The organism is Flavobacterium sp. 2755, from assembly GCF_031455715.1.
Classification (GTDB): domain Bacteria; phylum Bacteroidota; class Bacteroidia; order Flavobacteriales; family Flavobacteriaceae; genus Flavobacterium.
Genome location: NZ_JAVDTG010000008.1, coordinates 193,465 through 218,458, shown reverse-complemented (window position 1 = coordinate 218,458; position 24,994 = coordinate 193,465). Strand labels below are relative to the sequence as shown.

Below are 24,994 nucleotides of genomic sequence, written 5' to 3'. Positions count from 1 at the left end.
TAGAACTTAAAAAGTATTAAAAATAGTATAAAATTAGAGATGACGAATTGAAATTTATTTAGAATTATTTTTTGCGTCTTTTTAATGTTTAAGAAAATACTGATAGTAAATATCTGTTTTTTAAGTTAAAAACTGAAATGAATTTATACTTAATTACTTATATTTGTTGACCAAAAAATAACCAAAGAGTGACTCAAATTAACAAATTAAAAATATTCAATGACCCAATATACGGGTTTATAACTATACCGAACGAACTCATCTACGACCTAATTCAACACCCTTACTTTCAGCGTTTGCGACGTATTTCGCAAATGGGATTATCGTATTTAGTTTATCCGGGAGCAAATCATACTCGTTTTCATCATGCTTTGGGCTGCATGCATTTAATGCAAAAGGCTGTTGAAAGTCTACGTTTTAAAGGCGTTGCGATTTCAAATGAGGAAGAATGTGCTTTATTAATTGCTATTTTACTGCATGATATTGGGCACGGGCCGTTTTCGCATGCTATGGAAAAAAGTATTGTTGAAGATGTAAATCATGAAGCTATTTCATTATTGTTTATGAACAGGCTTAATGATGAATTTGACGGAAGATTAAGCCTTGCAATTCAGGTTTTTAAAGGGGAATATCATAGAAAATTCATGTTGCAGTTGATTTCTAGTCAATTAGATATGGACAGAATGGATTATCTTAAACGAGATAGTTTTTATACTGGAGTTGCAGAAGGAAATGTGAATTCAGAACGTTTGATTCAAATGATGAATGTAGTTGACGATGTTCTGGTGATTGAGGAAAAAGGTATTTATTCTGTAGAAAAATTTCTGCTTTCGCGAAGATTAATGTACTGGCAGGCTTATTTGCATAAAACAAGTCTGGTTGCTGAGTTAATTTTAATGAAAGTATTGAAACGTGCTAAAGAATTGACTTTAAAAGGAGTTAAACTTCCTTGTAGTGAACCGCTTTTGTATTTTATGCAAAACAAAATTAGTCTTGAAGATTTTGATGCCGAAAAACTGGATTTATTTTCTCAGTTAGATGATTTTGATATCATCAGTGCTTTAAAAGCGTGGCAGAGAAATTCTGATTTTATACTTTCTACTTTAAGTAAAATGATCATTAACAGAGATTTATTAAAGATTAAACTTAGTGCAGACAAAATTCCGATGGAAGAATCCCAATCTTTAAAAGAAGAATTTGCAGAAGCACATAATATTTCGGCACTGGATGCCGGTTATTTTATTTTTAGAGGTAAAATTAAGAATCAGGCTTATAGTAAAGCTGCCGAACCAATACGAATTTTGAAAAAAGATAAAACAATTGAGGATGTTGTCGAAGCTTCTGATCAGTTGAATCTGAAATCGTTATCTAAATTGGTGACAAAATATTATATCTGTTTTCCAAAACAACTTATCTAAAATTAACATTTAAAATCTATTTTTTATATTTTTGTCGCGATGAAATTTACAGCAGAACAAATAGCAGGAATTTTAGAAGGAGAAGTTGTTGGGAATCCCAATGCCGAAGTTTCTCGACTTTCTAAGATAGAAGAAGGAGAGGAAGGATCTCTTACTTTTTTGGCTAACCCGAAATATATCAACTATATATATACTACAAAAGCAACTGTTACCATTGTTAACGACAGCTTTATACCTGAACAGGAAATCACTACTACATTAATAAAGGTTGAAGATGCTTATGCTTCTTTTTCTAAACTTTTGCATTTTTACAATCAGGTAAAATTGAATAAAAACGGAATCGAACCACAGTCTTTTATGTCTGAAGGAACTAAATATGGCGAAAATTTGTATTTAGGAAGCTTTAGTTATATAGGACAAAATGTAGTTTTAGGAAACAATGTAAAAATTTACCCAAACAGTTTTATTGGCGATAATGTTGTTATTGGCGATAATGTGTTTATTTTTGCCGGTGCAAAAATTTATTCAGAGACTATAATTGGTAATAATTGCACCATACATTCAGGTACTATTATAGGTGCAGACGGTTTTGGCTTTGTACCAAATGAAGAAGGAGTTTATAGTAAAGTACCGCAAATAGGTAATGTAATTATCGAAGATAATGTAGATATTGGCGCAAATACTACAATTGACAGAGCAACTCTGGGGTCTACAATTATTAGACAAGGAGTTAAATTAGACAATCAAATTCAAATCGCCCATAATGTTGAAATTGGTAAAAACACTGTAATTGCTGCCCAAAGCGGTGTTGCAGGTTCTACTAAAATTGGCGAAAACTGTATGATTGGCGGACAGGTAGGTATCGCAGGTCACTTAACAATAGGAAATAATGTGAGACTTCAGGCGCAGTCTGGAGTGGCGAGAAACATTAAAGATGATGAAATTCTGCAAGGAACGCCATCGCTTGGATATACTGATTTTAATAAATCGTATGTTCATTTCAAAAATCTTCCTAAAATAGTTGCCGAAGTTGAAGAAATAAAAAAACAAATAATAAACCCAAAAAATGGAAATAATGGTTAAACAGAAGACCATCAAAAATGAAATTTCACTAAAAGGCGTTGGATTACACACTGGAAAAGAAGTTACAATGACTTTTAAACCAGCTCCAATTAATAATGGTTTCACTTTTGTAAGAGTAGATTTGCAAGGCCAGCCAGTCATTGAGGCTGACGCTAATTATGTTGTTAATACGCAAAGAGGAACTAATTTAGAAAAATTAGGTGTTAAAATACAAACTCCGGAACACGTTTTAGCGGCAGTAGTTGGCTGCGATTTGGATAATATTATTATTGAATTAGATGCCTCTGAACTTCCTATTATGGATGGTTCATCAAAATATTTTGTTGAAGCAATTGAAAAAGCAGGAATCGAAGAACAAGAAGCAAGCCGTAATGTTTATGTAGTAAAAGAAGTTATTTCATTTACTGATGAAGCTACAGGAAGCGAAATCCTTGTTATGCCAAGCGATGAGTATCAAGTAACTACAATGGTAGATTTTGGTACAAAAGTTTTAGGTACTCAAAATGCTACGCTTAAAAGTTTATCAGATTTTAAACAAGAAATTGCAAGTTCAAGAACTTTTAGTTTTTTACATGAACTAGAATCTTTGTTAGAGCACGGTTTAATTAAAGGTGGAGATTTAAATAACGCTATTGTTTACGTAGACAAAGAAATCTCTGAATCTACAATGGCTAACTTAAAGAAAGCTTTTGGTAAAGAAGAAATTTCAGTTAAACCAAACGGAGTTTTAGATAACCTTACTTTGCATTATCCAAATGAAGCTGCAAGACACAAATTACTTGATGTTATTGGAGATTTATCTTTAATTGGAGTTCGTATTCAAGGAAAAATTATTGCAAATAAACCAGGTCACTTTGTAAACACTCAGTTTGCTAAAAAACTGGCAAAAATCATTAAAATAGAGCAGAGAAATCATGTTCCTGTTTATGATTTAAACCAAGAGCCATTGATGGACATTCATAAAATCATGTCAATGCTGCCTCACAGACCACCATTTTTGTTAATTGACAGAATTATCGAAATGTCTGATCGTCATGTGGTTGGTTTGAAAAATGTTACGATGAACGAAAATTTCTTCGTAGGACATTTTCCTGAAGCTCCAGTAATGCCGGGAGTTTTAATTGTTGAAGCAATGGCACAAACAGGCGGAATTTTAGTTTTAAGCACTGTTCCGGATCCTGAAAATTATTTGACATATTTCATGAAAATTGACAATGTTAAATTCAAACACAAAGTATTGCCGGGTGATACCTTAATTTTCAAATGTGAGTTGATTTCTCCTATCAGAAGAGGAATCTGCCATATGCAGGCAAATGCCTACGCAAACGGAAAATTAGTAACTGAGGCAGAATTAATGGCACAAATTGCAAGAAAACAATAATTAATCAAATTTATTGTTTAGGTTTGTTGCCCTAAAAATTAGACTATTTTAATTAAAATATAAAACATAGATGAATCAACCATTAGCATATGTTCATCCAGGCGCTAAAATCGCTAAAAATGTTGTAATTGAACCTTTTACAACAATTCACAATAATGTTGTTATTGGAGACGGTACTTGGATTGGTTCAAATGTGACCATCATGGAAGGTGCTCGTATTGGTAAAAATTGCAACATTTTTCCAGGAGCTGTAATTTCTGCGGTGCCGCAAGATTTAAAATTTGGAGGAGAAGATTCTCTTGCAATTATTGGAGATAACTGTACTATTAGAGAATGTGTTACTATTAATAGAGGTACAGTAGCTTCTGGACAAACTATTCTTGGAAACAATTGTTTAGTTATGGCTTATGCTCACATTGCACACGATTGTGAGATTGGTAATAACGCTATTATTGTAAATGGTGTAGCATTAGCAGGACACGTAGTTGTTGGTAATCACGCCGTAATTGGTGGTTTGGCAGCAATTCACCAATTTATTCATATTGGAGATCACGCCATGATTTCTGGTGGGTCTTTGGTAAGAAAAGATGTTCCTCCTTACACAAAAGCGGCTAAAGAACCATTATCATATGTGGGTATCAATTCAGTTGGTTTAAGAAGAAGAGGATTTAGTACTGAAAAAATTAGAGAAATTCAGGAAATTTACAGAATTTTATATCAAAAGAATTACAATACAACACAAGCTTTAAGTATTATTGAAGCTGAAATGGAAGCAACTCCTGAGAGAGATGAAATTCTTGATTTTATCAGAAATTCATCACGAGGAATTATGAAAGGTTATTCAGGGAATTATTAATTTTAGAGTTTAGATTTCTGATTTTAGATTTCTAAGCTGTAAAATAAAATTTAAATCATATTATAAAAATACAATGTGGATCAGTTTTTAAATCTAAAATCTACATTCAAAAATCTAAAATAAAAAACAAATGGCATCTACATCAGATATTAGAAACGGATTGTGTATTAAATTTAATCACGATATCTATAAAATCATTGAATTTCTTCACGTTAAACCAGGAAAAGGTCCAGCTTTCGTAAGAACTAAATTAAAAAGTTTAACTTCAGGTAAAGTATTAGATAATACTTTTTCTGCTGGTCATAAAATTGACGTTATTAGAGTTGAAACACATACATTCCAGTTTTTATATCCAGAAGGTGATGAATTTCACTTTATGAATGCAGAGACATTTGAGCAGATTTCTTTAAACAAAAATATCTTAGATGCTCCGGATTTATTAAAAGAAGGAACAAACGTAATGGTTCAGATTAATACTGAAACTGATTTACCTTTATCTGTAGATATGCCTGCATCAGTAGTTCTTGAAGTTACTTACGCTGAGCCGGGAGTAAAAGGAAATACAGCTACAAACGCTACAAAAAATGCTACAGTAGAAACTGGTGCATCTGTAAACGTTCCGTTGTTCATCAACGAAGGTGATAAAATTAAAATCGATACAGCTTCAGGTTCTTACATGGAGCGTGTAAAAGAGTAGTTTTTATAAGTTTTCAGTTTTCAGTCACAGTTTTTCAGTTTGTTGATTGAAAACTGTGACTGAAAACTGAGACTAAAAACGAAATAGATATATGAAATTTCCAAAAGTTCACTCTTTAGAAGAAATTGCAAATTTGCTTAACTGCGAATTTATTGGTGACAAAAACTTTGAGGTTTTAGGCATGAACGAAATTCATGTTGTAGAACCAGGTGATATTGTTTTTGTTGACCACCCAAAATATTATGACAAAGCTTTACAATCTGCAGCAACAATTGTTTTAATAAACAAAAAGGTTGAATGCCCGGAAGGTAAAGCTCTTTTAATTTCTGATGATCCTTTCAGAGATTTTAATACTTTAACCAGACATTTTAAACCATTTCAATTTGCAAATGTTGCGATTTCATCTTCAGCTAGTATTGGAGAAGGAACTGTAATTCAGCCTAATAGTTTTATTGGTAATCATGTAAAAATCGGAAAGAACTGTTTGATTCACTCGAACGTTTCTATTTACGATCATACCGTTATTGGTGATAATGTTATTATTCACGCCGGAACTATTTTAGGAGCAGATGCTTTTTATTATAAAAAACGTCCGGAAGGCTTCGATCAGTTAATTTCTGGTGGAAGAGTGGTAATTGAAGATAATGTTGGAATTGGTGCCCTTTGTACAATTGACAAAGGAGTTACCGGAGACACTACAATTAAAGAAGGTACAAAAATCGACAATCAGGTGCATGTAGGACACGATTCTGTTATCGGAAAAAAATGTCTAATTGCCTCACAGACTGGTATTGCAGGCTGTGTTGTTATTGAAGATGAAGTTACAATTTGGGGACAAGTTGGAACAACCAGCGGAATTACAATAGGAGCGAAGGCTGTTATTATGGGACAAACTGGAGTTACTAAATCGGTTGAAGGAGGAAAGTCCTATTTTGGAACTCCAATTGAAGAATCAAGAGAAAAGTTAAAACAATTAGCCAATATCAAAAAGATTCCTGAAATTCTAAATAAATTGAAGTAATATGTCTATAAAAGAGTTTGTTCAAAAATTTTATAAGTCGGATGCCTTAATTGATAGTGAAATTTTAAAAACTTATCTGCATCCTGAGGTAATCATTGAATGGAACAGTACAAAAGGTTTTATTCAGTTAGATCATAATGCTATAGTTGAATTAACAAATGAACTCAGCAGAGCTTATGTGCGTTCTAAAGTTAGAATCAGCCACATTCTTGCCGAAGATGACTTAGTTTCAGTACGTTATTCTCATTATGTAAAAACAATCGAGAATCCGCGCGAGGAAATGTTATTGGCACATTTTGCAACGATTTGGCAAATAAAAGATGATAAGCTTTATAGAGGTTATCAAATGAGCCAATTTTCTTAATTTTTTTTTGACAATAAAAGAGGCAAATTACATTACAAAACCTTATTTTTGCAACACAATTTTAAAAACTACATAAAATATATATCATGAGTGTTTTAGTTAATAAAGATTCCAAAATAATTGTTCAGGGATTTACAGGAAGCGAAGGTACTTTCCACGCTTCTCAAATGATTGAGTACGGTACTAATGTTGTTGGTGGTGTTACTCCGGGAAAAGGAGGAACTAGCCATTTAGACCGTCCGGTTTTTAATACAGTAAAAGATGCTGTTGATCAAGCTGGAGCTGATACTTCTATCATTTTTGTTCCGCCAGCTTTTGCTGCTGATGCAATTATGGAAGCTGCTGATGCCGGAATTAAAGTAATTATTGCTATTACAGAAGGAATTCCTGTAGCAGATATGATTAAAGCAAATAATTATGTTAAAGAAAGAAATTCTAGATTAATTGGACCAAACTGTCCAGGTGTTATCACTCCGGGAGAAGCTAAAGTTGGTATTATGCCAGGTTTCGTTTTCAAAAAAGGAACAGTTGGTATCGTTTCTAAATCTGGAACTTTAACTTACGAAGCTGCTGACCAGGTTGTAAAACAAGGTTTAGGAATTACTACAGCTATTGGTATTGGTGGAGATCCAATCATTGGAACTACAACTAAAGAAGCTGTTGAATTATTAATGAACGATCCGGAAACTGAAGCAATCATTATGATTGGTGAAATTGGAGGTCAATTAGAAGCTGATGCTGCAAGATGGGTAAAAGCTGATGGTAACCGTAAACCAGTTATTGGTTTTATCGCTGGAGAAACTGCTCCTGCTGGTAGAACAATGGGTCACGCAGGTGCTATTGTTGGTGGTTCTGACGATACAGCTGCTGCTAAAAAACAAATTATGAGAGACAACGGAATTTACGTTGTTGATTCACCAGCTGAAATTGGTAAAAAAGTAAAAGAAGTATTAGGATAATCTCCAAATATTCAAAATAACAAATTCCAAAAAAGTCTCAATATTTTGTTGAGACTTTTTTACATTTTAAAGACTGAGGCGTAAAAAGAAAAAACTTAGAATCTTAGTACCTCAGTATCTTAGAAACTTAAAAAAGAAATGATGAGTAAAGAATTAGAAAAGTTTAAAGCAAGTAATAGTTTTACTTTTACTGTAAACGATAGTTTAGAAGAAGTTTGCAACGCTCCGGAAGGAAGCGCTGGAATCTTTGTAGTTTATGAAATTGACGGAGATGCAAAAGAATTAATCATGGTTGGTTCTACTGGAACTGTTCAAAACGATGGAACTCTTAAAAGCAAAAATGGAGGATTATATGATAAAATCGTAAACGGACATCAATTTGCTAAAACAGGAAGAAAATATTCATGGCCGGCTCAAATGAAATTAGAGAACATTTCTGTTCTTGAAGTAGTTTGGTACGAAACTTTTAATGCAGATGTAAAAGCAATTCCAACTGCAGTTGAAGGACAAGTTTTGCAAAATTTCTTAGATGAAAATGCAAAATTACCAAGATGGAATGTGGCTTTTTAAGCTGATTTTCAGTCTATAAAACTTAAAAAGCCTTGCTAATATTTAGTAAGGCTTTTTTATTAAGTATTAGGTTTTTAATTATCGACGTTTTATATTTAACACATTAAAAACAACTCTGACATATGATGAAAAACTACTTGCTATTATTGGCTTTATGCCTATTTTCTTCTGCTAATTCGCAAATAATAAATTTTCCAGATGCTAATTTTAAAATGTGGTTATTAACTGCAAGTGGAACACCTACAAATGTAAGTCAGGCTTTTGATATAAATGGTGATCAATTTTTTATTGATTCTAATCATGATGGAGAAATTCAAATCGAAGAAGCAAAAAAAATATATAAAATAAGCATTCCTTGCAACAGCTGTTACAATGATAGAAAAATTTCATCTATAGAAGGAATACAATATTTTACAAATGTAAAAGAGTTAAATTTAAGTAATAATTTAATTGAAAATGCAGATTTAAGTGCTTTAAAGGATCTTAGTTTTTTAATGCTTGACTATAATAATTTGACTAAATTTAATTTTACAGGATTGGACAAATTGGAACTTTTTAATGCCTCGTATAATAATTTTGAAACAATCGATTTTTCTTCGGTTAAAAGTATGAGAATTATAGGTATTGGTCATAATAAATTAAATGACATAAATTTATCAGGTTTAAAAAAGCTTGAATCTCTGTATCTGGACAATAATAATTTAATAAATTTAAATATTAGCGATCTATCTAATTTGCTTGTCTTTTATTTTAATAATAACCAGATTGCAGATATTAATACAAAAACACTTTTGAGTATAACAGATTTTCGCTGCGAAAATAATCTGCTTACTTCATTAGATTTTTCAAATTCAAAGAAATTAGAAACCTTGATTTGTAATAAAAATAAGTTGGAATCTCTGTTTCTTAAAAATGGGCATTTTGATAGATATTTACAGTTTAGCGACAATCCAAATTTAAAATTTATTTGCTCTGACGAAAATTTTAGCGACAATCTTCCAGAGATGTCCAATATTAATTATATTTTAAATTCGTACGGAATAAATAATTGCACTGTGAATTCTTATTGCTCATTTACTCCTGGTGGAACTTTTTATACGATTCAAGGAAATCAAAAATTTGATGCTGATAATAATGGCTGTGATGATTCTGATTCAAGTTTTACTAATTTAAATTTTAGTATTTCTAATGGGACTGCAAAGGGAAATATCATTTCGGATACTTCAGGAAATTATGCATTACCAGTAGGAGAGGGAATTCATATAATTACTCCGATTCTCGAAAATCCTAACTATTTTACAGTTATACCTGAATCAGCTTCAGTTACTTTTCCTAACGAAAGTTCTCTATTTAAACAAAATTTCTGTATAAGTCCAAAAGGAATTCATCAGGATGTTGAAATCAGTATTTTATCAATACTTCCTGCAAGACCAGGTTTTGATGCAACGTATAAAATTATCTACAAAAACAAAGCAAACAAAACTATTTCGGGTTCTGTTACCCTAGATTTTAATGATGCTGTATTAGATTATATTTCTTCGACTCCAAATTTTACAAATCAAGCAACAAACAAATTAGTTTGGGATTATGTTGATTTAAAACCTTTAGAAGTAAGAGAAATTTTAGTTACTCTGAACGTAAACTCACCAATGGAAACTCCCGCGGTAAACATTAATGACAGATTGAGTTTTAACGCTTTAATTACACCGGTAACTGGCGATGAAAAACCTGTTGACAATTCTTTTGCAATGCGCCAAACTGTGGTTGGATCTTATGACCCTAATGATAAAACTTGTTTAGAAGGTGATGTAATTACACCAGAATTAATTGGTGAATATGTTCACTATTTAATTCGTTTTGAAAACACAGGAACATACCCAGCAGAAAATATTGTTGTTAAAGATTTGATCGATTCTTCGAAATTTGATATGGCAACACTTGTTCCAACAAGTTCAAGCCATTCTTACACAACTAAAATTTCAGATGGAAATAAGGTAGAATTCATTTTCGAAAAAATAAACCTCCCTTTTGATGATGATCATAATGACGGATATATTGCATTTAAAATTAAGACTTTGCCAACTCTAAAAGTTGGAGATTCTTTTACTAACGAAGCCAATATTTATTTTGATTATAATTTTCCTATTATAACTAATAAAGCGACTTCGACTTTTAAAAGCTTAGGAACTCAAGATTTTGAGTTTTCTCAATATTTTAATATTTATCCAAATCCGGTAAAGGATATTTTAAATATTTCTTTACAAAATAATATAGAAATTAAATCTATTGAAATTTACGATGTATTAGGACAATTGGTTATAGCTGTTCCAAATATTCAAAATGTTTCGAATATTGATGTTTCTAAATTACAAAGTGGAAATTATATCTTAAAAATCAAAACTGCTAAAGGAACTTCAAGTTCAAAGTTTATTAAACTATAAAGTTTTTCACATGACAAAATTATATGTTCTCTTACTTACATTTTTTACATTTTCACTAACACAAGCACAGGTTATAAAATTTAGTGATGTTAATTTTAAAAACAGATTATTGCGATCTGAAAGTGATAACAATACAGCTAAAAACTTAGATGGTGTCTTTTTTAAAATTGATGCAAATAATGATGGAGAAATTCAAGTTGAAGAAGCGGCTCAAGTTAGTTTTCTAGATCTTGTAAATTATGGTATTTCAAATTTAGATGGAATAGAGAATTTTGTAAACGTTCAATATCTGGGCTGCTTTTATAATACAATTTCTGAAGTTAATTTAGATAAATTAGCAAAACTTGACAGCTTAGATCTTAGTGTCAACAGAATTAAGTCACTTGACATTAGTACTCTTAAAAAGCTTAGATATGTAAATTTACATCAAAATGAAGTTGAAAATTTAAACGTTTCGGGATTAAGTAATCTTAACTATTTGGACAGCGGTAGAAATCAACTTACATCGTTGGATGTAAGCAGTTGTCAAAATTTAAAAACTTTAATATGTTCCGAAAGTAAACTTTCTGAATTAAATGTTAGAAATCTATCAAAGCTTCTTCGTTTTGAATGTTATACTAACAACCTGACAGCATTATATTTAGATGATTTATCCAGTTTAACTTATTTTAGATGCGAAGAAAATAAACTAAAAGAGTTAAATGTTAAGAATTTGACAGAGCTTACTTATGTGCAGTGTTTTAATAATCAACTTGAAACATTAGATTTTAGCAATTCTAAAAAACTTGATACTTTTTATTGTTTTAATAATCTTTTGACTTCTTTATTTGTAAAAACAGGAAGTCCTTTGACTAAGTTTGAGTTTTATTATAATCCAACTTTAAAATATATATGTGTTGACGATAATAAACTTGCGTTTACAAAAAATATGGTAAATCAATTAGGTTATGTTGATTGTGAAGTTAACACCTATTGTTCATTCGATCCCGGAAAAGATTTTTATGTTATTAAAGGAAGTCATAAACTTGATTTGAATAATGATGGATGTGATTTAAATGATAAACCTTTTCAAAATATTAATTTTAAAATTACAGATGGAATAACTTCTGGAAATATTTTTTCAGATATTTCAAACGATTTTAAAATTACTGTAGCACCTGGCCAATATACTATAACTCCTGTTTTAGAAAATCCAGATTATTTTTCAGTTTCGCCAGAATCTTTTGCTGTGACTTTTCCAGCTGAAATGAGTCCATTTACTCAAAATTTTTGCATTGTACCGAAAGGGAACCATCAAGATGTTGAAGTTTCAATTTTATCTATCTTACCTGCAAGACCTGGTTTTGATGCATCCTATAAAATTGTCTTCAAAAATAAAGCAAACATAACCGTTTCAGGTTCTGTTACATTCGACTTTAATGATGCAGTTTTAGATTATGTTTCTTCTATTCCAATTGTTACAAATCAATTATCAAATAAATTAATTTGGGAATATGTTGATTTAAAGCCTTATGAAGTAAGAGAAATTGCTGTGACTCTAAATGTAAATTCTCCAATGGAAACTCCTGCCGTAAATATTAATGACCGTTTGAGTTTTAATGCATTAATTACTCCGGTAACTGGAGATGAAAAACCAGTTGATAACTCTTTTGCAATGCGTCAAACGGTGGTTGGATCTTATGATCCTAATGATAAAACTTGTTTAGAAGGCGATATTATTACACCAGAATTAATAGGTGAATATGTTCACTACTTAATTCGTTTTGAAAATACAGGAACATATCCTGCCGAAAATATTGTTGTAAAAGATTTGATAGACTTATCAAAATTTGATATTTCAACACTAGTACCAACAATTTCTAGTCATTCTTATACAACTAAAATTTCAGAAGGAAATAAAGTAGAATTTATTTTCGAAAAAATAAACCTTCCCTTTGATGATGCTCACAATGACGGATACATTGCGTTTAAAATTAAAACTTTACCAACTCTAAAAGTTGGAGATTCTTTTACAAACGAAGCCAATATTTATTTTGATTATAATTTTCCAATTTTAACCAATAAAGCGACGTCTACGTTTAAAACATTAGGGACAGAAGATTTTGAGTTTTCAAAATATTTCAATGTTTATCCAAATCCGGTAAAAGATATTTTAAACATTTCTTTACAGAATAATATAGTGGTTATATCTATTTCGATTTACGATATATTAGGGCAATTGGTTGTAGCAATTCCAAACATTCAGAATATTTCGAATATTGATGTATCTAAATTAAGAAGTGGGAATTATATCTTAAAAGTAAAATCTGACAAAGGAAGTTCAAACACAAAGTTTATTAAATTGTAAAAAAAGAGCCTGAACATTTCAGGCTCTTTTTTATCTTTTTAAACTAAAATGAGATTTGAATTCTTTCTCGATTTTGTTTTCTGTAAATAGTATTTTAAACCAATAATCAGTTGCAGGCATTTGATGTCCGTTGTAAGTTCCGTCCCATCCTAAAGTTTTAGAATTCAACTGCTTTATTAATTTCCCATAACGATCAAATATAAAAATTCGATCATTTTGTATACCCTCAAAGCCAATAATATTCCAAGTATCATTTTGACCGTCACCATTTGGAGTGAAGAATTTTGGATAACCAATTACTATAATTTCTTTAGTTAAATTAGTGCATCCATTAATACTTCTCACGGTTATTATATGCTTTCCGGAAGCGACATTAGTAAATTGATTTGAAAATTGAAAGTCCGAATTGTCTATTTGATATTCAAAAGATCCTGACGTATTTGTTACGTTTATTGTTATAGTTGAATTTTCAGAAAAAGATTCAGATTGATTAATTGTTATTTCTCCTGAGTTAGTATTAATACTAGTTACTTCAGCTTCTATAATATCTGAAATGCAGTTGGTGTTTTTATCAATTGCAATTACAGCATAATGACCAGTTTCTTTTGCTTCTAATATACTATTGCTTTGATTTACTATTTTATTACCGTCTAAAAACCATTCAAAATTGTATCTCGAACTACTTAATTGAGAATTTAAGAGATAAGACTGGACAAGATTATTTGTGATGTTTTCAATACAAATTTTTCCATCTTCAATTTTAGGCTCTGGTTTAGGATAAACTACAACTATCAATTTTGTTGATGCTGCACATTGACCATTATTTGGTGTAAAAGTGTATTCAGTAGTTGTGAGATTATTTATAGCTGGTGACCATGTACCGGTAATTCCGTTATTAGACTGCAATGGAAGTGAGATTATTTCGCTTTCACAAATTGGCACAATTGCATTAAATATTGGGGTTGTTTTTTGATTTACATTTACTGTTAATTTAGCAGTATTAGCACATTCTCCTGAATTTGGTGTAAACGTATATTCTGTAGTTGTGAGATTATTTATTGCTGGAAACCAAGTGCCTGTAATTCCATTATTTGATTGTAACGGAAGAGAAATTGATTTACCTTCACAAATTGGTAAAATAGGGTTAAATACTGGTGTTGTTTTTTGATTTACAGTTACTGTTAATTTAGTAGTATTGGCACATTGACCAGGATTAGGTGTAAAAGTATATTCTGTAGTCGTTAAATTATTTATTGAAGGTGTCCATGTTCCGTTTATGCTATTAGTTGATTGCAATGGAAGTGAAATTGTTTCACCTTCGCAAATTGGTGCAATAACATTAAATGTTGGATTTATCTTTTGATTTACAGTTACTGTTAGTTTAGCAGCAATAGCGCATTGCCCGGAATTTGGTGTAAAGGTATATTCTGTAGTTGTGAAATTATTTATTGCAGGAGCCCATGTTCCGTTTATGCCATTAGTTGATTGCAATGGAAGTGAAATTGATTCGCCTTCACATATTGCGCTGATAGGAGTGAAGAGCGGAATAGCTTTTTTATTAACAATTATAGAACCGCTGCTGCTTGCATTTACACCACATCCTCCCGAAGTAGATATTGTATAATTATATGTCCCAGAAGAAGTTGGGATTCCACTAATTGTAAATATATTTCCAACCAAACTTGTTGTCACACCAGCAGGCAAATTTCCAGAAGTTATTGATGCACTTATAGCTCCTCCGCCAATTGTATAGGTAACATCGCTAATAGCTGTGTTTTCGCAAACCTGCTGTGAAGCAGGGCCTTGATTGCGGGTTAATGTTGGAGTCGTTATACAAGTATCGAGTATACATGATTGTATACTTGACTTATAGCAATTTGATGGTTGTCCTAGTGGTAAAACTTCTATAGTTACAGTTTCTCCATGAGGAACATTACTAACGGTATAAGATTGTACATGACCAATAAAACCAACATTTACAGTAGGGTTAGAGCCTATTTTGTAAGAAACCGAATAATCTATAAAGCCTAAAGGCAGCCAATTAAAAGTAATTGAATTTGTTGATTTCGTACCACAATAAAGATAAGGTGCCTGAACCATAGCAAAAGATACTTTTATTTCATCTGCTACTGGACACCCTGTTCCAGTTACGTTTGCTTTAACACCATAAGTTCCCGATTGATTTATTGTTAGTTCAGGACCGGTTTGAGATGGAATTATCACTCCATCGCGTGTCCATTCATGTACAACTGAGGGGGCTAATCCTGTTTTTAAAATGTAATTGGAAGAAGAGCAAATTCTTACATCTTCACCTAAAATACTCCCAGAACTACTAAAACTTGCCTCTTCAATGAATACTGCCGAGTCATAATTGTTGTCGGCTACATTAGCAATTGCAAGTTTAATATGATACGTTTGCCCACACTGAACATCCGAGCTTGCTTGTAAAACTTTTGTAAAACCATCGTATTGAATTGTAGACCCGCCTTCATTATTAATATAGTATTGACAATATTCGCATGGCCCGTTATTTGTATTGCCATTATTCAAATTGTTAATTGAAACAGGGAGGGAAGTGTTTGGAATCAAAGCAATATTTTTTGCATTTCCAGAATAAGGACCTGTAATTCCGGGGCCGCTTATAAAAAAACCAAAATTATCATTATATAGATCATTTACAAATTCAGGATATTCATCTGAAGCAAAAACAAAATTAAAGGATAATTTATTTCCTACAGGAACAAAATCAAATTCGAGAACAGCTACATTTTTAATAGGCTGATTGTTTGTTAGAATTGATAAATCAGAATCTCCTTCATGTGGATTAGATGTTGGAAGAGTTGCTAGTGAACGATCATTTGGACCGGCAGCTATTATCGCATTTCCAGTACTTAAAATAATCCCTTTATTTAATCCAATATTGGTTGATGCACCATTATCAAATCTTCCTATTTGATCGCTTATAATATTTGATGGTGCTTCGTTAAATTTAATATTTGAAACATTTACACCTGGTCCTAAAAGAGTATTTTGTACTAATTGTTCAGGATTTAAGGATGTATTGTAGATAACTAATTGAGCTTTAGCAAAATTGGAAAATAGCGTAATTAGAAGTACAAAAAGTATTTTTTTCATTTATGTTTTATAGGAATAGGGATGCTGAAGCAAATATAATTAACCATACGAAGACATTTGAATTTTATTAATAAATTCTTAATAAAATATTTAGGTAAACATTTTACAGTTACTTAAAATATTATATTTACTTCTTCAAAAAACATTTTTATGAAGAAAAATTACTTTCTATTATTTTCATTTTTTATATTGTTTAAAGTTAATTCACAGATTATTGATTTTAAATCTCCTGGGTTTAAAACGGTATTGTTATTAGCAAATTATGATAATAATATTGCGAAAGATTCTCAGGGAAAGTCTATAAAAATAGATGAGAATGATGATACAGAAATACAATTATCAGAAGCTATTAAGGTATTTGAATTAGATATGGCATCTCGCTATATTGAGGATATTAGCGAAATTGAAAATTTTACAAATTTAAAAAAGCTTGTTTGCAGTAGTAATTATCTAAAAACTATAAATATAAGTGCCTTAAAAGAGCTCGTATATTTAGATTGTAGTGGTAATTTAATAACGGCATTAGACGCCAGCCAACTTAAAAATCTCGAAACTTTAGTTTGTGCTCAAGGTTTTCTTACTTCAATTAATTTAACAGGACTTTCTAAACTTCATCATTTACATTTAAGTCGTAATTCGCTTGAATATGTTGATTTATCAGGACTGATAAATTTAACAAATATTGATTTTGGTTATAATAATTTAAAAGCACTAGATTTAACTGGATTAACAAAACTCGAAGATTTAATTTGTAATGATAGTAAAATTGAAAGTGTTAACCTTACAAATTGTAGTGAACTTACTCGTTTGTGGATTCAGAATAACGAATTATATAGTCTTGATCTATCAAGTTGCCCTAAACTATTTGAATTATGGGCAGACAATAATAATTTAGAAACAATTGATTTAACTGCTCCAAAAAATATTGGTAATGCGAGTTTAGGTAATAATAAATTGACTTCTGTTCATGTCGAGGATTATAATAATATTGATTTTATTCGCCTTTCAGATAATAATTTTACAACTATAGATTTATCTAAATTTATTAAATTAAGTAATGTAGAGTGCAAAAACAATAAACCTTTAACATGGCTGTATCTAAAAAATGGTAAAGATGAAGTTATTGACATCGAAGGATGTCTGAATTTAAAATACATATGCAATGATGAAATTAAAGATTCAAATGTCGAAAAATATCTTAAATACTACAATCTTACTAATGTAAATCAAAATTCCTATTGTTCTTTTGGTCCAGGAGGGAATTATTCTGTAATTAAAGGTCAGGTAAAAATTGATGCCGATACTAATGGTTGTGATGAATATGATAGCGTATTTCCAAATATCAAATTTGACGTTACTGATGGAAATATAAAAAGCAATATAATGACTAACGAATTGGGTAACTATAATTTACTAGTAGGAGATGGATCGTATACCATTAAACCTATAATTGAAAATCCAAGTTATTATGCAATTTCTCCTGAATCAGTTTCAGTTACCTTTCCAGCAGATTCAAATCCATTTACTCAAAATTTCTGTATTACTCCAAACGGAAGTCATCAAGATTTGGAAATTGGCATTTTACCTATAAATCCAGCCAGACCAGGTTTCGATGCCACATACAAGATAATTTATAAAAACAAAGGAAGTCAAATAAAATCAGGATCAGTTTCGTTGGATTTTAATGATGCCGTTTTAGATCTAGTTACTTCTGTTCCTGCAATTACTAGTCAAAATACAAATAAGCTGGTATGGAATTATATCGATTTGCAACCTTTTGAAAGCAGAGAGATCTTAATTACTCTAAATGTAAATTCTCCAATGGAAATTCCTGCGGTAAATATTGATGATCGTTTGAGTTTTACAGCTGTAATTACACCAATTATAGATGATGAGAAACCAGTTGATAACTCTTTTGCATTGCGCCAAACAGTAGTTGGATCTTTTGACCCGAATGATAAAACCTGTTTAGAAGGAGACGTTATAAAACCAGAGTTGATAGGAGAATATGTTCATTATTTAATTCGTTTTGAAAATACGGGAACTTATCCGGCTGAGAATATCGTAGTGAAGGATTTAATTGATTTGTCTAAGTTTGATATTTCTACATTAGTTCCAACAGGAGCAAGTCATTCTTATATCACTAAAATTTCAAATGGAAATAAAGTAGAATTCATATTTGAAAAAATAAATCTTCCTTTTGATGATGCTCATAATGATGGGTACATTGCTTTTAAAATTAAAACCTTACCAACCTTAAAAGTTGGAGATTCTTTTACAAATGAAGCTAATATTTATTTCGATTATAATTTTCCAATTTTAACCAATAAAGCTACTTCAACTTTTAAAACATTAGGAACTCAGGATTTCGAGTTTTCGGACTATTTTAATATATATCCAAATCCGGTTAAAGATGTTTTAAATATCTTTGTAAATAATACAATAGAACTTAAGACTATAAATATTTATGATATTTTAGGACAGCTGATAATCACGGTTCCAAATGCAGAAAAAACATCAAATATTGATGTTTCCAGATTACAGGCAGGAAATTATATTTTGCAGGTTAAAACAAATAAAGGAAATTCAAGTTCTAAATTTATTAAATACTAAAATTTTAGTAAAGTAAGTAAAGTCATTCAAAAATATATTTGTTATTGGGGAAAATAATAATTTTAACATTTCCTTAAGAACCCAGTTATATCAACCAAAAGAGGCAGTTTTCTATATTAGGAAACTGTCTCTTTTGTGTAAAATAATTGTTTTTAAGTTTTTGCTTTTATATATTTATCGAACAAAAGTAAATGATAATGTTAAAATAATGTATTCTCTGCATTAAGGAACATTGCCTTTGCAGAAATATAAGCCCCCAAGATATGAAGACGCGAATCCTACCGGTCAATGCTGTTGACGATAATACACTTTGGAATAATTTAATAAATGGAGATGAAAAATCATTTTCGTTATTGTTCGAAAGATACTATAGTGATCTTGTAAATTATGGAAATTCCCTTTCTCCATATGCCGAAAAAGTACAAGATTGTATTCAGGATGTTTTTACAGATATTTGGGTTTATCGTAATTCCCTGCAGGAATCTGTAGTGGTAAAAGCTTATTTATTATCGAGCGTTCGAAAAAGAATTGCACGTTTATATGAACGCGATCATATTTTTAGAAAAACGGCAAGTACAGATGCGATTGCTTTTCTTTTAGAATTTTCTGTAGAAAACGAACTTTTGGACGATGATTATGCTGCAAAAGAAAAAGTAACATACCTAAACAAATTACTTAACGAATTACCTGCAAGACAAAAAGAAGCCCTTTATTTACGCTATCATCAAGGTTTATCTGTAGAACAAATTGCAGAAATGCTGGATGTCAATTATCAGTCGGCAAGTAATTTGTTACATCGCGGATTATTGACTCTTCGCAAAGAATGGAAGGGTAGTTTTGCCTTAATCACGCTACTATTTTCAAGCACTCTTTAAAAAAAGTTAAAAAAACTTAAAAAAAATCATAATTTGGTGAGTATATAATAAGAGAACTGTCCTCTATGTTTTTGTAACCTTATTTTTTAGATGCAAAAACGTAATAAATATACCGAAATAGAAGATTTTTTATCTGACGAATCATTTCAATCGTGGGTTCTATCCAAAATTGATGAAGATGGCTGGGAAGAGTGGACTTTAGAAAGCCGCCAGCGTGCTAAATTAGTTGAAGATGCACGATTACTGCTTCTGGCAATGAAAGTTCCTGAAAACAATCTTTCAAGCTCTGATATTCACAGGGCGTTGCACAATACCTGGATCAAAGTTCGAGATAAAGAAAATCAAAAAACTTTAGAAAATTTAAAAGTTAAGTTTTTCCGCAGACAATTTCTGTCTGGCGTAGCGGCAACATTATTTTTTGCTTTTATGGCTGTGTGGTTTTATAACAGCTATTTTAAAACAGAAAGCACAGTTGTAACCTACAAAGAACTTATTGATGAAAACAGCGAAGGATTAGTTGAACAGACTAATAATTCTGACAAACCTCAAATTATTACCTTATCAGACGGCAGTTCTGTATTACTGCAGCCTAACAGTAAATTAAGTTATCCTAAAATCTTTACCGGAAACGAAAGAAAGGTGTATTTATCCGGCGAAGGTTTCTTTGAAATTAGTAAAAATCCCCACAAACCATTCTTCGTTTATGCAAACGAAATTGTTACCAAGGTTGTTGGAACTAGTTTTAGAGTTAAAGCTTATTCCGACCAGCCTGATGTAGAAATTCTTGTTCGCACCGGTAAAGTTAAGGTAAAGTCAAATGAGCTGGTTTCTAAATCTGATGAAGAAGAAATTATATTACTGCCTAACCAGGCACTACGATTTTTGCGAAGCGACTTAAAGTTTAATAAAATTACAAATATTACCCAAGATGCTGCTTTAACTCAAAGTGTTGGAAACATAGAACAGTTGAGTTTTGAATTTAATGATATTCCGGTTTCGCAGATTTTTGAAACAATAGAGCAGGCTTACTTAGTAAATATCGATTATCCAAAAAATAAATTAACCGACTGTCACTTAACAACATCATTAAGTGATCAGCCTTTAACAGAAAAGCTAAAAATTGTCTGTAAAAGCATAGGCAATAATACCAGTTTTGAAATGAATGGGAACCAAATAATTATTACCTCAGACGGTTGTAATTAATCTTTTTTAGTGTAACTGTAATTACACCAAAAATACCATTGTTTCTAATAATTAATTTTTCGAAGTAAAGCCTTTCATTTCCTGATGAAAATGTAATTTATTTCACCAAAATAATAACCAAAAACTAAACTCAACCAGAAATAACTAAATGCCTATGTAAAAGTGAATACCATAAAAAAAGTGCCGAAATGCTGTAACATTATCGACACTTCATTAAATCGAATTTCTCTCTGTAAAGAGTTATTCATACGTTTCTTAAAATACACTCGAATCAGTATTAATCAAAACAAATCAAAATTATGAAAAAACCAGTTGTTAAACAACGATTACTCCATAGAATCATGAAAATAACACTATTTCAGTTTGTCTTAGCACTTGTGTTTTCAAGCTTTGCAGTGGCAAATAATGTAAATGGGCAAAAGAAATTAGATACCAAAGTTACAATTACAGTTGAAAATTTGACTCTTGATAATGCTTTGTCTAAAATTGAAAAGTCTGCACATGTAAAGTTTTCGTATAACTCAAGACTTCCTCAGTTGAGTAACAAAGTAAGTATAGAGGCCAATCAGGAAACGCTTTCAAGTATATTGAGCAGAGTTCTGGTTCCATTTAATATTACATTTTCAGAAGTAAGCAATCAGATTATTTTGCAAAAAACTGCCAGCGCAGATCCATTTGCAAGTGCTGATAATCATGATACACTTTTTGAAGTATTAACTGCAGGTCCAATCATCAAAGGTAAAGTTACAGACCAGTCGGGAAGCCCGCTTCCGGGAGCCACAGTTATGGCAAAAGGTACTAAAATAGCAGTATTAACAGATTTTGATGGTAATTTTTCTATCGAAATGCCTGCAAATTCAACAGGACTTATCATTTCTTACGTAGGTATGGACACGAAAGAAATTGGTATAGAAAATACTACACCAACCGTAGTACTTAGTGAAGTAGGACAAAACTTAAAAGAAGTTGTAGTAACAACAGGTTACGAAAAAACATCAAAAAGAACTTTTACAGGAGCTATCAGTAAAATTTCTGGTGCTGAATTAAAAGTAGACGGTGTTGTTGACGTAAGCAGAATGATTGAAGGTAAAGCAGCAGGGGTTACCGTACAAAACGTTACAGGAACATTTGGTACAGCTCCAAAAATTACAGTTCGTGGATCATCTTCAATTTTTGGAGATACAAAACCATTATGGGTTATTGATGGTGTGGTTCAGGAAGATATCATCAATATGTCATTTGCAGATTTAGCATCTGGAAACTCAGAAACATTATTAAGTTCATCTGTAGCAGGTTTAAATGCAAACGATATTCAAAGTATTGAGATTCTTAAAGATGCATCGGCAACTTCTATCTATGGTTCAAGATCATTAAACGGAGTTGTAGTTGTAACAACAAAACAAGGACGTAGAGATGCTCCGTTAAAAATTACTTACGGTTTAGAGCAAACTGTTAGAGCGGTGCCAAACTACAGCCAATATGATATTTTAAATTCTCAGGAATCTATGAGTATTTTAAAAGAAATGGAACAAAAAGGATATTTAGATTTACCTTCAACAGTAAACGGAAGATACGGTGGAGCTTACAACATTTTAGGAAGAGCAATCAATACTTATGTGCCGGAAACTGGAGGATATTTAGTAAATAACGATCCTGTAAGCCGTAACAATTTCTTGAAAAAATACGAATTAGCAAATACAGACTGGTTCAACGTTTTGTTTAGACCATCTATTACACAAAACCACTCTTTAAGTTTTTCTGGTGGTGGAAAAAACAACACATTCTACGCATCTTTAGGATATTACACAGATCCGGGATGGACAATTGCTGATGATGTAAAACAAATTTCAAGTAACATCAAAGGAACATTTTATGTAAACGATAAATTGAATATTACATTATCTACATTGGCCTCTATTCGTGATCAGGGCGCTCCTGGAAGTTACGAAAGTGAAAAAGACGTAGTTTTTGGAAAAGTAACCCGTGATTTTGATATCAACCCATTTAACTATGTATTAAACACAAGTAGAACATTACGTCCTTATGACGAAAATGGAAACTTAGAATACTACAGAAACAACTGGGCGAAGATGAACATCATCAATGAGTTGAAAAACAACTACATGGAAATCGAAGTAAAAGATATCCGTTTCCAGTTAGATCTTGATTATAAAATTACGCCGCATTTAACGTATAACTTAACAGGTTCAGCACGTTACGCAAACACAAGCCGCGAACATAAAATTTTAGAAAACTCAAACGTAGTGGGAGCTTACAAAGCTGGAACTCCAGATGGAGAAGACGGTGTAAACACATTAGTAAGAGATCAGAATATTTTCTTATACCAAGATCCAAATGATTTAACAGCGCCAAAAGTTTCTGTTTTACCAAATGGAGGTTTCTTAAGAAAATTTACAAACGACATGACATCTTATAACTTAAGAAATAGTGTTAATTATAGAAATGTTTTTGCAGATAAACACGAAGTTGAAGGTTTATTTGGAACAGAGATGAGAGTTGTAGACAGAACAAGCGATCAATTTACAGCTGCTGGTTTACAATACGATAGAGGTTTAACAGCTTTTACCGATCCAAGAATCATTGAAAAAATCATTAACGGAGGAGATTCTTACTACGGATTTAATGAAGAAAAAGAAAGAACAGTTGGTTTCTTCGGAAAAGTAGGTTATACATACGATCGTCGTTATACTGCTTCATTAACAGGACGTTATGATGGATCTAACAGACAAGGAAACAGTGATTCTTCAAGATGGTTACCAACCTATACTTTTAGTGGAAAATGGAACGTTGCAGAAGAAAGCTTCATGAAAAACGTAGAATCAGTAAATACTTTAGCAGTTAGAGCTTCTTATGGTTTAACAGCTACTGCAGGACCAGCAACAAACTCATTGGCAATCTACAAAAGTGCAGTTACAGATCGTTTTGGTCTTGATGACAGAGAAACTGGAATTAGAATTGACGAATTACAAAACAGCGATTTAACTTGGGAAAAGCAATTTGAAACAAACATTGGTCTTGACCTTGGAATGTTCAATAACAGAGTACAGTTAACAACTGATGTTTACCGTCGTAAAGCATTTGACTTAGTTGATTACGTAATTACTTCAGGAATTGGAGGACAAAGAATCAGACAAGGAAACAATGCCGATATGGAAACTAAAGGTTTAGAGGTAGGTATCACAACTAAAAACTTTGACAACAAAGATTTTAAATGGTCTACAACACTTAACTTTTCTGTATACCACCAGGAAATTACAAAGTTAGAAAACACACCAACTGCATTTGATTTAATTGATGCAAACGGAGGTAACACAGTTGGACATCCAAGAAACTCATTGTATTCTTACCAATTTACAGGTTTAAATAATCAAGGTCTTCCAACCTTTATTTTACAAGACGGAGCAGAAAATAATATTACAGATGCTAACTTTCAGGATAATTTAAATGTTACGAAATATCTTAAATATGAAGGATCAATCGAGCCAAACAAATCTATAGGTTTATCAAATACATTTACCTATAAAAACTGGTCATTGTATGTGTTTTTTGTTGGATCAGGAGGAAACAAAGTTCGTTTAAACCCTGTGTATGATAGTACTTATGATGATTTAACAGTATTTACAAAAGATTTTACAAACCGTTGGATCAATCCTGGAGATGAGAATATTACAAACATTCCGGTTATTGCAGACAGACGTTTAAATGCTAATTATGGTGGAGAACGTACACTTGCAAGAGCTTACAATACTTATAACTATTCAGATGCTCGTATTGCAGATGGTGATTTCATTCGTTTGAAAAACATTTCATTAAGCTGGGAATTTCCTAAAGATTTCAAGAAAAAATTGGGACTAAGCACTTTTACATTAAAAGGTTCTGCAGTTAATCCTTGGTTACTTTACTCTGATAAAAGATTAAACGGTCAGGATCCTGAGTTTCGTAATTCTGGAGGAGTTGCTTTACCAGTAACATCTCAATACACCTTTACTTTAAACCTTTCATTATAATAG

At 31.5% G+C, this 24,994-nt stretch carries 16 protein-coding genes; 15 read left to right on the top strand and 1 reads right to left on the bottom strand.

Features of this window, described 5'->3' with window-relative positions; genetic code table 11:
• Positions 1-188: 188 nt before the first annotated feature.
• The 11 genes from J2Y38_RS18640 to J2Y38_RS18590 all read left to right on the top strand — a co-directional run bounded on the left by J2Y38_RS18640 (position 189) and on the right by J2Y38_RS18590 (position 13,137).
• Positions 189-1,418 carry an HD domain-containing protein gene (locus J2Y38_RS18640; RefSeq protein ID WP_309845479.1) on the top strand — a complete coding sequence of 410 codons (1,230 nt, stop codon included), beginning with the start codon at positions 189-191 and terminating at the stop codon, positions 1,416-1,418.
• 39 nt (positions 1,419-1,457) lie between these two features.
• Entirely contained in the window at positions 1,458-2,501 is a 1,044-nt protein-coding gene (lpxD, locus tag J2Y38_RS18635; protein ID WP_073481315.1) for a UDP-3-O-(3-hydroxymyristoyl)glucosamine N-acyltransferase, read from the top strand.
• Positions 2,494-3,882, top strand: a complete 1,389-nt coding sequence (locus J2Y38_RS18630; RefSeq protein ID WP_309845476.1) for a bifunctional UDP-3-O-[3-hydroxymyristoyl] N-acetylglucosamine deacetylase/3-hydroxyacyl-ACP dehydratase — start codon at positions 2,494-2,496, stop codon at positions 3,880-3,882. Before lpxD ends, J2Y38_RS18630 begins: the two co-directional genes overlap by 8 nt.
• Before the next feature lie 70 nt (positions 3,883-3,952).
• Complete coding sequence (gene lpxA, locus J2Y38_RS18625) at positions 3,953-4,738, top strand: acyl-ACP--UDP-N-acetylglucosamine O-acyltransferase (RefSeq protein WP_029270176.1); 786 nt, start codon at positions 3,953-3,955, stop codon at positions 4,736-4,738.
• 130 nt (positions 4,739-4,868) lie between these two features.
• Complete coding sequence (gene efp / locus J2Y38_RS18620) at positions 4,869-5,435, top strand: elongation factor P (protein WP_053471427.1); 567 nt, start codon at positions 4,869-4,871, stop codon at positions 5,433-5,435.
• A gap of 91 nt (positions 5,436-5,526) precedes the next feature.
• Positions 5,527-6,456 carry a UDP-3-O-(3-hydroxymyristoyl)glucosamine N-acyltransferase gene (locus tag J2Y38_RS18615; protein ID WP_291141207.1) on the top strand — a complete coding sequence of 310 codons (930 nt, stop codon included), beginning with the start codon at positions 5,527-5,529 and terminating at the stop codon, positions 6,454-6,456.
• Between the two features lies 1 nt (position 6,457).
• Positions 6,458-6,820, top strand: coding sequence for a nuclear transport factor 2 family protein (locus tag J2Y38_RS18610; RefSeq protein WP_309845464.1), 363 nt, complete (start codon positions 6,458-6,460; stop codon positions 6,818-6,820).
• 86 nt (positions 6,821-6,906) lie between these two features.
• Positions 6,907-7,779, top strand: coding sequence for a succinate--CoA ligase subunit alpha (gene sucD / locus J2Y38_RS18605; protein WP_053471430.1), 873 nt, complete (start codon positions 6,907-6,909; stop codon positions 7,777-7,779).
• 141 nt (positions 7,780-7,920) lie between these two features.
• A complete protein-coding gene (locus J2Y38_RS18600; RefSeq protein WP_053471431.1) occupies positions 7,921-8,349 on the top strand; it encodes a hypothetical protein in 429 nt (142 codons plus the stop codon).
• Between the two features lie 122 nt (positions 8,350-8,471).
• The gene (locus tag J2Y38_RS18595) at positions 8,472-10,790 is read left to right on the top strand and encodes a T9SS type A sorting domain-containing protein (RefSeq protein ID WP_309845460.1); all 2,319 of its coding nucleotides are present in this window, start codon (positions 8,472-8,474) and stop codon (positions 10,788-10,790) included.
• Between the two features lie 10 nt (positions 10,791-10,800).
• Positions 10,801-13,137, top strand: a complete 2,337-nt coding sequence (locus J2Y38_RS18590; protein WP_309845457.1) for a T9SS type A sorting domain-containing protein — start codon at positions 10,801-10,803, stop codon at positions 13,135-13,137.
• Between the two features lie 30 nt (positions 13,138-13,167).
• Here the strand turns inward: J2Y38_RS18590 and J2Y38_RS18585 are convergent, their stop codons facing one another.
• Positions 13,168-16,272, bottom strand: coding sequence for a choice-of-anchor L domain-containing protein (locus J2Y38_RS18585; RefSeq protein ID WP_309845452.1), 3,105 nt, complete (start codon positions 16,270-16,272; stop codon positions 13,168-13,170).
• A gap of 150 nt (positions 16,273-16,422) precedes the next feature.
• Between J2Y38_RS18585 and J2Y38_RS18580 the strand changes: the two genes are divergently transcribed.
• The 4 genes from J2Y38_RS18580 to J2Y38_RS18565 all read left to right on the top strand — a co-directional run bounded on the left by J2Y38_RS18580 (position 16,423) and on the right by J2Y38_RS18565 (position 24,991).
• Positions 16,423-18,885 (top strand): T9SS type A sorting domain-containing protein, encoded by a 2,463-nt coding sequence (locus J2Y38_RS18580; protein ID WP_309845449.1) that lies wholly within the window; start codon positions 16,423-16,425, stop codon positions 18,883-18,885.
• Between the two features lie 263 nt (positions 18,886-19,148).
• The gene (locus tag J2Y38_RS18575) at positions 19,149-19,760 is read left to right on the top strand and encodes a sigma-70 family RNA polymerase sigma factor (RefSeq protein ID WP_309845447.1); all 612 of its coding nucleotides are present in this window, start codon (positions 19,149-19,151) and stop codon (positions 19,758-19,760) included.
• A gap of 90 nt (positions 19,761-19,850) precedes the next feature.
• Complete coding sequence (locus J2Y38_RS18570; RefSeq protein WP_073481305.1) at positions 19,851-20,963, top strand: FecR family protein; 1,113 nt, start codon at positions 19,851-19,853, stop codon at positions 20,961-20,963.
• Positions 20,964-21,262: 299 nt separating this feature from the next.
• Complete coding sequence (locus tag J2Y38_RS18565) at positions 21,263-24,991, top strand: SusC/RagA family TonB-linked outer membrane protein (protein ID WP_309845445.1); 3,729 nt, start codon at positions 21,263-21,265, stop codon at positions 24,989-24,991.
• Positions 24,992-24,994 lie beyond the last annotated feature (3 nt).